This is a genomic window from Streptomyces sp. PL-25 (assembly GCF_058344915.1).
The window spans coordinates 3016046-3030077 of the sequence record NZ_CP136997.1 but is presented as its reverse complement, the minus strand read 5'-3'; the positions used below and the strand labels follow the sequence as shown (position 1 = coordinate 3030077).

The following is a 14032-nucleotide window of genomic DNA, read 5'->3' as shown; positions in this document are numbered from 1 at the left end:
TCCGCGGCGGCACGGTCCCGTACTCTCCTACAGAAGCCAAAGACCGCTGGTCGTTGCCGTGCACTCAGATGAGGACGCGGTGGCCGAAGGATCCGCTGAAATTGCGGGCGACCCGCGCAGGTGACTGTGGAAGAACTCCCGGAGTGTGCACACCCACGGTGTGCGTACGACCGGTCGAGTCCGCCCCGAGCGCCTGCGCCGGGGCGTTTCGTTTTCCCCAGTCCTCCTTCGGGTCCGCGCGGTCAGAATCACCCGGAAGGAGGCCGAGGCTCTATGGCGAGGCCCGACAAGGCTGCCGCAGTGGCGGAGTTGACGGAGCAGTTCCGCAACTCCAGCGCTGCCGTGCTGACCGAGTACCGCGGTCTCACCGTGGCGCAGCTCAAGACGCTGCGTCGTTCGCTCGGTGAGAACGCCCAGTACGCCGTGGTGAAGAACACGCTGACCAAGATTGCGGCCAACGAGGCCGGGATCACCACGCTGGACGACCTCTTCAACGGTCCGACGGCTGTCGCCTTCGTCACCGGTGACCCGGTGGAGTCGGCGAAGGGTCTCCGTGACTTCGCCAAGGACAACCCGAATCTCGTCATCAAGGGCGGTGTCCTTGACGGCAAGGCGCTGTCCGCCGACGAGATCAAGAAGCTTGCGGACCTCGAGTCCCGTGAGGTTCTGCTCTCCAAGCTGGCGGGTGCCTTCAAGGGCAAGCAGTCCCAGGCTGCTCAGCTCTTCCAGGCGCTTCCCTCGAAGCTCGTCCGCACCGTGGACGCTCTTCGTGCCAAGCGGGACGAGCAGGGCGGTGCCGAGTAATTCGGCTCGCTTTCTGACCCTGGCCGTCTAGGCGGCACGGGTCGCAGCGGGCCGACGTACGCCCGCCACACCCAGTACATCCGGCACCTGCCGAATTAGTGGAAGGATCGCCCATCATGGCGAAGCTCAGCCAGGAAGACCTGCTCGCGCAGTTCGAGGAGATGACCCTCATCGAGCTCTCCGAGTTCGTGAAGGCCTTCGAGGACAAGTTCGACGTCACCGCCGCCGCCGCGGTCGCCGTGGCCGGCCCGGCCGGTCCGGCCGCCGCCGTCGAGGCCGCCGAGGAGCAGGACGAGTTCGACGTCATCCTCACGGGTGCCGGCGACAAGAAGATCCAGGTCATCAAGGTCGTGCGTGAGCTGACCTCCCTCGGCCTGAAGGAGGCCAAGGACCTGGTCGACGGTGCGCCGAAGCCGGTTCTGGAGAAGGTCGCCAAGGACGCCGCGGAGAAGGCCAAGGAGTCCCTCGAGGGCGCCGGCGCCTCCGTCGAGGTCAAGTGACCTCACGAGTCTCTGCTGATCGGGCAGGACTCTCCCGCGCGAGCTGAACACGGCCCGAAAGGGCTGTAACGCGAACGCACCGAAGAGCGATCATCCATCCGGGTGGTCGCTCTTCGGCGTTCCCGGGGGTGGCTGTGGCGGCCTTGCACCCGAGACCGGGAGGGGTATGGTGATCTTCGTTCGGCCTCGAGAGGCCCCCGGAGACAGGCCGCGAGTGACGATGGCAGCATCCGGTTCGGGTAGGGGGGCCTTGACGAACCGCACGCAGCGCGCAATTCTCAGGACGCGTCGTCACAACGATCCGAATCCGAGGCATGGATCGACGGCGAAGAGGGCAGTATCAACGTGCGTTGAGGGTGACAGGCCGTAGGCGGTGACGACAACGAGGGTTCCCAAAACCCGGCACTGGACATCAGTGGGCCAAGTGGCTACACTGACCCTTTGCGCTGCCTGTTAGCTGTCCCCTGCCCGTCACCAGGGGCATGCCCTCCCCCGAGCATCGACGACCGGACCGCACCTGACCTGGCCTGACGGCCCTGTCGGGGACCGTCCGTCCCGTTGTCCGAGAGAGGGGCCGGTACGCGCGTAGTGAGTCCGAGCCCTCGGAAGGACCCCCTCTTGGCCGCCTCGCGCAATGCCTCGACCGCGAATACGAACAACGCTGCCAGCACCGCCCCGCTGCGCATCTCCTTTGCAAAGATCAAGGAGCCCCTCGAGGTTCCGAACCTTCTCGCGCTGCAAACCGAGAGCTTCGACTGGCTGCTCGGCAACGACGCGTGGAAGGCTCGCGTCGAGGCGGCTCTGGAATCCGGTCAGGACGTCCCCACCAAGTCCGGCCTCGAGGAGATCTTCGAGGAGATCTCCCCGATCGAGGACTTCTCCGGGTCGATGTCGCTGACGTTCCGCGACCACCGCTTCGAGCCGCCGAAGAACAGCATCGACGAGTGCAAGGAGCGCGACTTCACGTACGCCGCCCCGCTCTTCGTCACGGCCGAGTTCACCAACAACGAGACCGGCGAGATCAAGTCCCAGACCGTCTTCATGGGCGACTTCCCGCTCATGACGAACAAGGGCACCTTCGTCATCAACGGCACCGAGCGTGTCGTCGTCTCCCAGCTGGTCCGCTCGCCCGGTGTCTACTTCGACTCGAGCATCGACAAGACGTCCGACAAGGACATCTTCTCCGCCAAGATCATCCCGTCCCGGGGTGCCTGGCTGGAGATGGAGATCGACAAGCGCGACATGGTCGGTGTCCGCATCGACCGCAAGCGCAAGCAGTCGGTCACCGTGCTGCTGAAGGCGCTCGGCTGGACCAACGAGCAGATCCTCGAGGAGTTCGGCGAGTACGAGTCGATGCGCGCCACCCTGGAGAAGGACCACACCCAGGGCCAGGACGACGCGCTGCTCGACATCTACCGCAAGCTGCGTCCGGGCGAGCCCCCCACGCGCGAGGCCGCGCAGACGCTGCTGGAGAACCTGTACTTCAACCCCAAGCGCTACGACCTCGCCAAGGTCGGCCGCTACAAGGTCAACAAGAAGCTGGGCGCGGACGCGCCGCTGGACGCCGGCATCCTGACCGTCGAGGACATCCTCTCGACGATCAAGTACCTGGTGAAGCTGCACGCCGGTGAGACCGAGACCGCCGGGGACAACGGCGGCACGATCGTCGTCGAGACCGACGACATCGACCACTTCGGCAACCGCCGTCTGCGCAGCGTCGGCGAGCTGATCCAGAACCAGGTCCGTACGGGTCTCGCCCGTATGGAGCGCGTCGTGCGCGAGCGCATGACCACCCAGGACGTCGAGGCGATCACGCCGCAGACCCTGATCAACATCCGGCCGGTCGTCGCCTCCATCAAGGAGTTCTTCGGCACCAGCCAGCTGTCGCAGTTCATGGACCAGAACAACCCGCTGTCGGGTCTCACCCACAAGCGCCGTCTGTCGGCGCTGGGCCCGGGTGGTCTCTCCCGTGAGCGGGCCGGCTTCGAGGTCCGTGACGTGCACCCCTCGCACTACGGCCGCATGTGCCCGATCGAGACGCCCGAAGGCCCGAACATCGGTCTGATCGGCTCGCTCGCCTCCTACGGCCGGGTCAACGCGTTCGGTTTCGTCGAGACCCCGTACCGCAAGGTCGTCGACGGCCAGGTCACCGACGAGGTCGACTACCTGACCGCCGACGAGGAGGACCGCTTCGTCATCGCGCAGGCCAACGCCGGCCTCAACGACGACATGCGCTTCTCCGAGAACCGCGTCCTGGTCCGCCGCCGCGGCGGCGAGGTCGACTACGTCGCCGGTGACGACGTCGACTACATGGACGTCTCGCCGCGCCAGATGGTGTCGGTCGCGACCGCCATGATCCCGTTCCTGGAGCACGACGACGCCAACCGCGCCCTCATGGGCGCGAACATGATGCGCCAGGCCGTGCCGCTCATCAAGAGCGAGGCCCCGCTCGTCGGCACCGGCATGGAGTACCGCTCCGCCGTCGACGCCGGTGACGTCGTCAAGGCCGAGAAGGCCGGTGTGGTGCAGGAGGTCTCCGCCGACTACATCACCACCGCCAACGACGACGGCACGTACATCACGTACCGCCTGCACAAGTTCTCCCGCTCCAACCAGGGCACCTCGGTCAACCAGAAGGTCATCGTCAACGAGGGCGACCGGATCATCGAGGGCCAGGTCCTCGCCGACGGTCCGGCCACCGAGAACGGCGAGATGGCGCTCGGCAAGAACCTGCTGGTCGCGTTCATGCCGTGGGAGGGCCACAACTACGAGGACGCGATCATCCTGTCGCAGCGCCTCGTGCAGGACGACGTCCTCTCCTCGATCCACATCGAGGAGCACGAGGTCGACGCCCGTGACACCAAGCTCGGCCCCGAGGAGATCACCCGGGACATCCCGAACGTCTCCGAGGAGGTCCTCGCCGACCTCGACGAGCGCGGCATCATCCGCATCGGTGCCGAGGTCGTCGCCGGCGACATCCTGGTCGGCAAGGTCACGCCCAAGGGCGAGACCGAGCTGACCCCGGAGGAGCGGCTGCTGCGCGCGATCTTCGGCGAGAAGGCCCGTGAGGTCCGCGACACCTCGCTGAAGGTGCCGCACGGCGAGATCGGCAAGGTCATCGGTGTCCGCCTCTTCGACCGCGAGGAGGGCGACGAGCTGCCGCCGGGCGTGAACCAGCTGGTCCGCGTCTACGTCGCGCAGAAGCGCAAGATCACCGACGGTGACAAGCTCGCCGGCCGCCACGGCAACAAGGGCGTCATCTCCAAGATCAACCCGATCGAGGACATGCCGTTCCTGGAGGACGGCACCCCGGTCGACATCATCCTCAACCCGCTGGGTGTCCCGTCCCGCATGAACCCGGGACAGGTCCTGGAGATCCACCTCGGCTGGCTCGCCAGCCGCGGCTGGGACGTCTCCGGCCTGGCGGAGGAGTGGGCGCAGCGCCTCCAGGCGATCGGCGCCGACCAGGTCGACCCCGGCACCAACGTCGCGACCCCGGTCTTCGACGGTGCCCGGGAGGACGAGCTGGCGGGTCTGCTCCAGCACACCATCCCGAACCGGGACGGCGAGCGCATGGTGCTCCCGACCGGCAAGGCGCGGCTGTTCGACGGCCGCAGCGGTGAGCCGTTCCCGGACCCGATCTCGGTCGGCTACATGTACATCCTGAAGCTGCACCACCTGGTCGACGACAAGCTGCACGCCCGTTCGACCGGCCCGTACTCCATGATCACCCAGCAGCCGCTGGGTGGTAAGGCCCAGTTCGGTGGCCAGCGGTTCGGCGAGATGGAGGTGTGGGCCCTTGAGGCGTACGGCGCCGCCTACGCCCTCCAGGAGCTGCTGACCATCAAGTCCGACGACGTCACCGGCCGCGTGAAGGTCTACGAGGCCATCGTCAAGGGCGAGAACATCCCTGAGCCCGGCATCCCCGAGTCCTTCAAGGTGCTCATCAAGGAGATGCAGTCGCTCTGCCTGAACGTGGAGGTGCTGTCCAGCGACGGTATGTCCATCGAGATGCGTGACACCGACGAGGATGTCTTCCGCGCCGCGGAGGAGCTCGGCATCGACCTGTCCCGGCGCGAGCCGAGCAGCGTCGAAGAGGTCTGACGGGAGTCCGGTAGGGGCCCCACCGCCGTGTGAGGCCCCCGCCGACCCCCAGGCCCCCGTTTCAGACCACAGACTTACGACCCTGAGAGGGATTGACGCATAGTGCTCGACGTCAACTTCTTCGACGAGCTCCGGATCGGCCTGGCCACCGCTGACGACATCCGTCAGTGGAGCCACGGCGAGGTCAAGAAGCCCGAGACCATCAACTACCGCACCCTCAAGCCGGAAAAGGACGGGCTCTTCTGCGAGAAGATCTTCGGTCCCACCCGGGACTGGGAGTGCTACTGCGGCAAGTACAAGCGCGTCCGCTTCAAGGGCATCATCTGCGAGCGCTGTGGCGTCGAGGTCACGCGTGCCAAGGTGCGCCGTGAGCGGATGGGCCACATCGAGCTGGCCGCCCCCGTCACCCACATCTGGTACTTCAAGGGCGTCCCGTCGCGGCTGGGCTACCTGCTCGACCTCGCCCCGAAGGACCTGGAGAAGGTCATCTACTTCGCGGCGTACATGATCACGTACGTCGACGAGGAGCGCCGCACCCGCGACCTGCCCTCGCTGGAGGCGCACGTCTCCGTCGAGCGCCAGCAGATCGAGAACCGCCGCGACGCCGACCTGGAGGCCCGCGCCAAGAAGCTCGAGACCGACCTGGCCGAGCTGGAGGCCGAGGGCGCCAAGGCCGATGTGCGCCGCAAGGTGCGCGAGGGCGCCGAGCGCGAGATGAAGCAGCTGCGTGACCGCGCGCAGCGCGAGATCGACCGCCTCGACGAGGTCTGGACCCGGTTCAAGAACCTCAAGGTCCAGGACCTGGAGGGCGACGAGCTCCTCTACCGCGAGCTGCGCGACCGCTTCGGCACCTACTTCGACGGCTCGATGGGTGCCGCGGCGCTGCAGAAGCGCCTGGAGTCCTTCGACCTCGACGAGGAGGCCGAGAAGCTCCGCGAGATCATCCGCACCGGCAAGGGCCAGAAGAAGACCCGTGCGCTCAAGCGCCTCAAGGTCGTCTCCGCGTTCCTCCAGACCAGCAACAGCCCCAAGGGCATGGTGCTGGACTGCGTGCCGGTCATCCCGCCGGACCTGCGTCCGATGGTGCAGCTGGACGGTGGCCGCTTCGCGACCTCCGACCTGAACGACCTGTACCGCCGTGTCATCAACCGCAACAACCGCCTGAAGCGGCTTCTCGACCTCGGCGCGCCCGAGATCATCGTGAACAACGAGAAGCGCATGCTCCAGGAGGCCGTCGACGCGCTCTTCGACAACGGCCGCCGCGGCCGCCCGGTCACGGGCCCCGGCAACCGTCCGCTGAAGTCGCTGTCCGACATGCTCAAGGGCAAGCAGGGCCGCTTCCGTCAGAACCTGCTCGGCAAGCGTGTGGACTACTCCGCGCGTTCCGTCATCGTCGTCGGCCCGCAGCTCAAGCTGCACCAGTGCGGTCTGCCCAAGGCGATGGCGCTGGAGCTGTTCAAGCCGTTCGTGATGAAGCGCCTGGTGGACCTGAACCACGCGCAGAACATCAAGTCCGCCAAGCGCATGGTGGAGCGCGGCCGCACCGTCGTGTACGACGTCCTCGAAGAGGTCATCGCCGAGCACCCGGTGCTGCTGAACCGTGCTCCCACCCTGCACCGCCTCGGCATCCAGGCCTTCGAGCCGCAGCTGGTCGAGGGCAAGGCCATCCAGATCCACCCGCTCGTGTGCACCGCGTTCAACGCGGACTTCGACGGTGACCAGATGGCCGTGCACCTGCCGCTGTCCGCGGAGGCGCAGGCCGAGGCCCGCATCCTGATGCTGTCCTCGAACAACATCCTCAAGCCGGCCGACGGCCGTCCGGTGACGATGCCGACCCAGGACATGGTCCTCGGTCTGTTCTTCCTCACCACCGACGGCGAGATGCGGAACGTGAAGGGCGAGGACCGCTCCTTCGCGTCCGTGGCCGAGGCGATCATGGCGTTCGACGCCGGTGAGCTCTCGCTCCAGTCGCGCGTGGACATCCGCTTCCCGGTGGGCACCATCCCGCCGCGCGGCTGGACCCCGCCGGCCCGCGAGGAAGGCGACGAGGGCGTCGGGGAGCGGGTGTGGCAGCAGGGTGACAGCTTCCGGCTGCGGACCACCCTGGGCCGCGCGCTCTTCAACGAGCTGCTGCCCGAGGACTACCCGTTCGTCGACTACGAGGTCGGCAAGAAGCAGCTCTCGGAGATCGTCAACGACCTCGCCGAGCGCTACCCGAAGGTCATCGTGGCGGCGACGCTCGACAACCTGAAGGCGTCCGGCTTCTTCTGGGCCACCCGCTCCGGTGTCACCGTCGCCATCTCCGACGTCGTCGTCCCCGACGCGAAGAAGGAGATCGTCGCCGGGTACGAGGCCAAGGACGAGAAGGTCCAGAAGCAGTACGAGCGCGGTCTGATCACCAAGGAAGAGCGCACGCAGGAGCTCATCCAGATCTGGACCCAGGCGACCAACGAGGTCGCCGAGGCGATGAACGAGAACTTCCCGAAGACCAACCCGATCTTCATGATGGTGAACTCGGGTGCACGAGGCAACATGATGCAGATGCGTCAGATCGCCGGTATGCGTGGTCTGGTGTCGAACGCGAAGAACGAGACGATCCCGCGTCCGATCAAGGCGTCGTTCCGTGAGGGCCTGTCCGTGCTGGAGTACTTCATCTCCACGCACGGTGCCCGTAAGGGTCTGGCGGACACCGCCCTGCGTACCGCCGACTCGGGTTACCTCACCCGTCGTCTGGTGGACGTCTCGCAGGACGTCATCATCCGCGAGGAGGACTGCGGCACCGACCGCGGCCTCAAGCTGCACATCGCGTCCCGCGACGCGGACGGCGTGCTGCGCAAGGCGGAGGACGTCGAGACGTCCGTGTACGCGCGCTGCCTCGCCGAGGACATCGTCGTCGACGGCAAGGTGCTGGCCCCGGCCGGTACCGACCTCGGTGACGTGCTCATCGACGAGCTGGTCAAGCACGGCGTCGAGGAGGTCAAGACCCGCTCGGTCCTGACCTGCGAGTCCGCCGTCGGCACCTGCGCCATGTGCTACGGCCGTTCGCTGGCCACCGGCAAGCTGGTCGACATCGGTGAGGCGGTCGGCATCATCGCCGCCCAGTCCATCGGTGAGCCCGGTACCCAGCTGACGATGCGTACCTTCCACACCGGTGGTGTGGCCGGTGACGACATCACCCAGGGTCTGCCCCGTGTCGTCGAGCTCTTCGAGGCCCGTACGCCGAAGGGTGTCGCCCCGATCTCCGAGGCCTCCGGCCGCATCCGGATCGAGGAGACCGAGAAGACCAAGAAGATCGTCGTCACCCCGGACGACGGCAGCGACGAGACGGCGTACCCGATCTCGAAGCGCGCCCGTCTGCTGGTCGGCGAGGGCGACCACGTCGAGGTGGGCCAGAAGCTCACCGTGGGTGCCACCAACCCGCACGACGTGCTGCGCATCCTGGGTCAGCGTGCCGTCCAGGTCCACCTGGTCGGCGAGGTCCAGAAGGTCTACAACTCGCAGGGTGTGTCGATCCACGACAAGCACATCGAGATCATCATCCGGCAGATGCTCCGCCGGGTGACGATCATCGAGTCCGGCGACGCCGAGCTGCTGCCCGGCGAGCTGGTCGAGCGCTCGAAGTTCGAGCAGGAGAACCGTCGTGTGGTCCAGGAGAGCGGACACCCGGCCTCCGGCCGTCCGCAGCTGATGGGTATCACCAAGGCCTCGCTGGCGACGGAGTCCTGGCTGTCGGCCGCCTCCTTCCAGGAGACGACCCGAGTGCTGACGGACGCGGCGATCAACGCCAAGTCCGACAGCCTCATCGGCCTCAAGGAGAACGTCATCATCGGTAAGCTCATCCCGGCCGGTACGGGCCTGTCCCGTTACCGCAACATCCGGGTGGAGCCGACCGAGGAGGCCAAGGCCGCGATGTACTCGGCCGTCGGCTACGACGACATCGACTACTCGCCGTTCGGCACCGGCTCCGGCCAGGCCGTTCCGCTGGAGGACTACGACTACGGTCCGTACAACCAGTAAGCGAGCAGCAGCATGAAGGGCGGTCACCCCGGTGGGGTGGCCGCCCTTCGGCGCGTCGGCGGGGCGGGGCGCAGCCCTCTTGGCCCGGCCGGAGAAAAGACCCGGAAGAGCCCTGTGGACCGAATAAGGGCTGGCCGGGAAAATACCCGCCGAACGGAAGAGGGAGGGCCCTGGGAATTGGGATTCCCAGGGCCCTCCCTTCCTCTTCTTTCTTCAATTACGCGCCGGTCCGCTGATGCCGTGAGCGAATGCCGACGGAGTGTGGTCCGCTAGACCCAGGACCATTTCTGGTCTTTGTTGCCGTTGCAGCTCCACTGGATCGCATTGGTCCCCTTGCCGAAGCTTCCGGACCCGGCAAGGCACATCTTCGAGTTCCTGTTGATGATTTCGTTCCCGCTGCTGCCGGACTTCCAGTACCACTTTTGGTCGGGATTCCCGTTGCAGTCCCACACCGATATGTTGGCGCCGCGTGCGGTCGAACCGCCGGAGACGCCCAGACACTGGCCATTGCCGTTGATGACCTGGTAGATGGTCCCGAGGACGTCCTCGGCGACGGGGTTGAAGGTCCAGGTCTGGTCCCGGTTGCCGTTACAGGACCACATGTAGCCCACCGTGCGGTTGGCGCCGTTGAGGCTTCCCAGGCAGTAGCCGTAACCGCTCCGCAGGCTGTGGCTGGCGCCCGCCGCCGATGCTGTCGGCGCGAGCCCGGCAGCGGTCACGAGTGCGGCCGAGAGGGCTCCGGTCACGACTGATGCGCGCGTGAACTTATTCATGTCCTATGTCACTCCAGTTGCTCTTCGGGAAGGGGTCTTCACGATCGGACCGCGAGGGCCGGCTGGCTGAAATTGGCCATGACTGCATCTTGCGCGGTGAAAGATGACAGACACCTCGACTGCGGATGATCCCCCCGCTGATCGGCCGCACCGGGATGCTAACAAGTCGTGATCACCGAGTGGAAGCGCATTCCGGACAAGGGTTGACCGTTTCCGTGCGTAACGGAAAGTGACGATGTTTCTGTCGGTTTCCGGTGCCGTGATCGAGTGCGGGCCGTGGATGCGCGTGGGCCGGTCGCGGCGCGCGGCCGCGGGTTCGGTCCTCCGTCCCGGCCGGCGCGGCTCCGGACCGGGGCCGAGGGGACGTGCGCGACGGCTCGGCGGAGCCCGCGTCGCCCGGTGTCCGGGCGCCGGCGTTCCCGTCCGCCGTTTCTGTTTTGACCGGAGTGACTGCGCTGGGTACGCTCAGACCTTGTGCCTGGGGTGTGCCCTGACCCTGTTGCGTGCCTGTAAACCGCACCGGGGCCGAGAGTGGCCACCGCAATCCGCGCTTCTTCCCGTCTTGCGGCGGGGATCCGCGGGATTCGACACACCCGACCGCGTGGGTCGGCGATGTTCCAGGTTAGCTGTACCCATCGGCACACAGAAACCGGAGAAGTAGTGCCTACGATCCAGCAGCTGGTCCGCAAGGGCCGGCAGGACAAGGTCGAGAAGAACAAGACGCCGGCACTCGAGGGTTCGCCCCAGCGCCGTGGCGTCTGCACGCGTGTGTTCACGACCACCCCGAAGAAGCCGAACTCGGCCCTGCGTAAGGTCGCGCGTGTGCGTCTGACCAGTGGCATCGAGGTCACCGCTTACATTCCGGGTGAGGGACACAACCTGCAGGAGCACTCCATCGTGCTCGTGCGCGGCGGCCGTGTGAAGGACCTGCCGGGTGTTCGCTACAAGATCATCCGCGGCTCGCTCGACACCCAGGGTGTCAAGAACCGCAAGCAGGCCCGCAGCCGTTACGGCGCCAAGAAGGAGAAGTAAGAATGCCTCGTAAGGGCCCCGCCCCGAAGCGCCCGGTCATCATCGACCCGGTCTACGGTTCTCCTCTGGTCACGTCGCTGATCAACAAGGTGCTGCTGAACGGCAAGCGCTCCACCGCCGAGCGCATCGTCTACGGCGCCATGGAGGGTCTGCGTGAGAAGACGGGCAACGACCCGATCATCACGCTGAAGCGCGCGCTGGAGAACATCAAGCCGACCCTTGAGGTCAAGTCCCGCCGTGTCGGTGGTGCGACGTACCAGGTTCCGATCGAGGTCAAGCCCGGTCGCGCCAACACGCTCGCGCTGCGCTGGCTGGTCGGTTACTCCCGCGCCCGCCGCGAGAAGACCATGACCGAGCGTCTGCTCAACGAGCTTCTCGACGCTTCGAACGGCCTCGGTGCGGCCGTCAAGAAGCGCGAGGACACGCACAAGATGGCCGAGTCCAACAAGGCCTTCGCGCACTACCGCTGGTAGTCGCTACCCACATCGAGACCGAGAGAAGACTGAAGCCTTATGGCTACCACTTCACTTGACCTGGCCAAGGTCCGCAACATCGGGATCATGGCCCACATCGACGCGGGCAAGACGACCACCACCGAGCGGATCCTGTTCTACACCGGCGTGTCGTACAAGATCGGTGAGGTCCACGACGGCGCCGCCACCATGGACTGGATGGAGCAGGAGCAGGAGCGTGGCATCACGATCACGTCTGCTGCGACCACCTGTCACTGGCCGCTCGAAGACAACGACTACACCATCAACATCATCGACACCCCCGGGCACGTCGACTTCACCGTAGAGGTGGAGCGCTCCCTGCGCGTGCTCGACGGTGCCGTGACGGTGTTCGACGGTGTCGCCGGTGTCGAGCCGCAGTCCGAGACGGTGTGGCGTCAGGCCGACCGCTACGGCGTGCCGCGCATCTGCTTCGTCAACAAGCTGGACCGCACCGGCGCCGAGTTCCACCGCTGCGTCGACATGATCAGCGACCGCCTGGGCGCGCAGCCGCTGGTCATGCAGCTGCCGATCGGTGCCGAGGCCGACTTCAAGGGCGTCGTGGACCTGGTCCGCATGAAGGCGCTCGTGTGGTCCGCCGAGGCGGCCAAGGGCGAGATGTACGACATCGTCGACATCCCGGACACCCACACCGAGGCTGCCGAGGAGTGGCGCGGCAAGCTGGTCGAGGCCGTCGCGGAGAACGACGAAGAGCTGATGGAGCTGTACCTGGAGGGCACCGAGCCCACCGAGGACCAGCTGTACGCGGCCATCCGCCGCATCACCATCGCCTCCGGCAAGTCCAGCGAGACCACGGTCACCCCCGTGTTCTGCGGCACCGCGTTCAAGAACAAGGGCGTCCAGCCCCTGCTCGACGCGGTCGTGCGCTACCTGCCGACCCCCCTGGACGTCGAGGCCATCGAGGGCCACGACGTCAAGGACCCCGAGGTCGTCGTCAAGCGCAAGCCGTCCGAGGACGAGCCGCTGTCGGCCCTCGCGTTCAAGATCATGAGCGACCCGCACCTGGGCAAGCTCACCTTCGTCCGGGTGTACTCCGGCCGCCTGGAGTCCGGCACCGCCGTGCTGAACTCCGTCAAGGGCCGCAAGGAGCGCATCGGCAAGATCTACCGCATGCACGCCAACAAGCGTGAGGAGATCGACGCGGTGGGCGCCGGCGACATCGTCGCCGTCATGGGCCTGAAGCAGACCACCACCGGTGAGACGCTCGCGGACGAGAAGAACCCGGTGATCCTGGAGTCCATGGACTTCCCGGCGCCGGTCATCGAGGTCGCGATCGAGCCCAAGTCCAAGGGTGACCAGGAGAAGCTGGGTGTCGCCATCCAGCGGCTCGCGGAGGAGGACCCCTCCTTCCAGGTCAGCACCAACGAGGAGACCGGCCAGACCGTCATCGGCGGTATGGGCGAGCTGCACCTCGAGGTGCTCGTCGACCGGATGAAGCGCGAGTTCAAGGTCGAGGCCAACGTCGGCAAGCCGCAGGTCGCCTACCGCGAGACGATCCGCAAGGCCGTCGAGCGCGTGGACTACACCCACAAGAAGCAGACCGGTGGTACCGGTCAGTTCGCCAAGGTGCAGATCGCGATCGAGCCGATCGACAGCGGTGACACGGCGTACGAGTTCGTGAACAAGGTCACCGGTGGCCGCATCCCGAAGGAGTACATCCCTTCGGTCGACGCCGGTGCGCAGGAGGCCATGCAGTTCGGCATCCTGGCCGGCTACGAGATGACGGGCGTCCGCGTCACGCTTCTCGACGGCGGCTACCACGAGGTCGACTCCTCCGAGCTCGCCTTCAAGATCGCCGGTTCGCAGGCCTTCAAGGAGGCCGCGCGCAAGGCCAGCCCCGTGCTGCTCGAGCCGATGATGGCCGTCGAGGTCACCACGCCCGAGGACTACATGGGTGAGGTCATCGGCGACATCAACTCCCGCCGTGGCCAGATCCAGGCCATGGAGGAGCGGGCGGGTGCCCGCGTCGTGAAGGGTCTCGTGCCCCTCTCGGAGATGTTCGGCTACGTCGGAGACCTCCGCAGCAAGACGTCGGGTCGCGCAAGCTACTCGATGCAGTTCGACTCCTACGCCGAGGTTCCGCGGAACGTCGCCGAGGAGATCATCGCGAAGGCCAAGGGCGAGTAACTCTCCCGAGTTCCAGCCCGTAGGCTTGACTCCGGAGCCTCGTGGGGCATTCCGCCGGAACCGACAGGAACCGGCCGGAACGCCCCCGGGATCCGGGCCATCCAGCAAAGATCACCTGGCGCCGATGAAGTAAGGCGTACAGAACCACTCCACAGGAGGACCC

Annotated in this window: 8 protein-coding genes; 7 read left to right on the top strand and 1 reads right to left on the bottom strand. The window is 66.4% G+C overall.

The genetic code is table 11. The features are described 5' to 3' along the window. Positions 1-273 precede the first annotated feature (273 nt). The 4 genes from rplJ (at position 274) to R4Z62_RS13400 (ending at position 9425) form a co-directional block, all read left to right on the top strand. Positions 274-804 (top strand): 50S ribosomal protein L10, encoded by a 531-nt coding sequence (rplJ, locus tag R4Z62_RS13415; protein WP_018564784.1) that lies wholly within the window; start codon positions 274-276, stop codon positions 802-804. A gap of 116 nt (positions 805-920) precedes the next feature. After that, entirely contained in the window at positions 921-1304 is a 384-nt protein-coding gene (gene rplL / locus R4Z62_RS13410) for a 50S ribosomal protein L7/L12 (protein ID WP_064534613.1), read from the top strand. A gap of 618 nt (positions 1305-1922) precedes the next feature. Further along, positions 1923-5408, top strand: a complete 3486-nt coding sequence (rpoB, locus tag R4Z62_RS13405) for a DNA-directed RNA polymerase subunit beta (protein ID WP_018564786.1) — start codon at positions 1923-1925, stop codon at positions 5406-5408. A 102-nt stretch (positions 5409-5510) separates the two neighbouring features. Beyond that, positions 5511-9425, top strand: coding sequence for a DNA-directed RNA polymerase subunit beta' (locus R4Z62_RS13400; RefSeq protein WP_064534615.1), 3915 nt, complete (start codon positions 5511-5513; stop codon positions 9423-9425). Positions 9426-9694: 269 nt separating this feature from the next. Here R4Z62_RS13400 and R4Z62_RS13395 read toward each other — a convergent pair whose 3' ends face one another. Beyond that, positions 9695-10198 (bottom strand): RICIN domain-containing protein, encoded by a 504-nt coding sequence (locus R4Z62_RS13395; protein ID WP_491519901.1) that lies wholly within the window; start codon positions 10196-10198, stop codon positions 9695-9697. A gap of 660 nt (positions 10199-10858) precedes the next feature. On the opposite strand from R4Z62_RS13395, the gene rpsL reads away from it, so the two are divergent. Genes rpsL through fusA form a run of 3 tightly spaced genes read left to right on the top strand, consistent with a single transcriptional unit; the run spans position 10859 to position 13869 of the window. After that, entirely contained in the window at positions 10859-11230 is a 372-nt protein-coding gene (rpsL, locus tag R4Z62_RS13390) for a 30S ribosomal protein S12 (protein ID WP_003948652.1), read from the top strand. A 2-nt stretch (positions 11231-11232) separates the two neighbouring features. Beyond that, a complete protein-coding gene (rpsG, locus tag R4Z62_RS13385) occupies positions 11233-11703 on the top strand; it encodes a 30S ribosomal protein S7 (RefSeq protein WP_003992340.1) in 471 nt (156 codons plus the stop codon). 39 nt (positions 11704-11742) lie between these two features. After that, entirely contained in the window at positions 11743-13869 is a 2127-nt protein-coding gene (gene fusA, locus R4Z62_RS13380; protein WP_491519900.1) for an elongation factor G, read from the top strand. Positions 13870-14032: the final 163 nt, after the last annotated feature.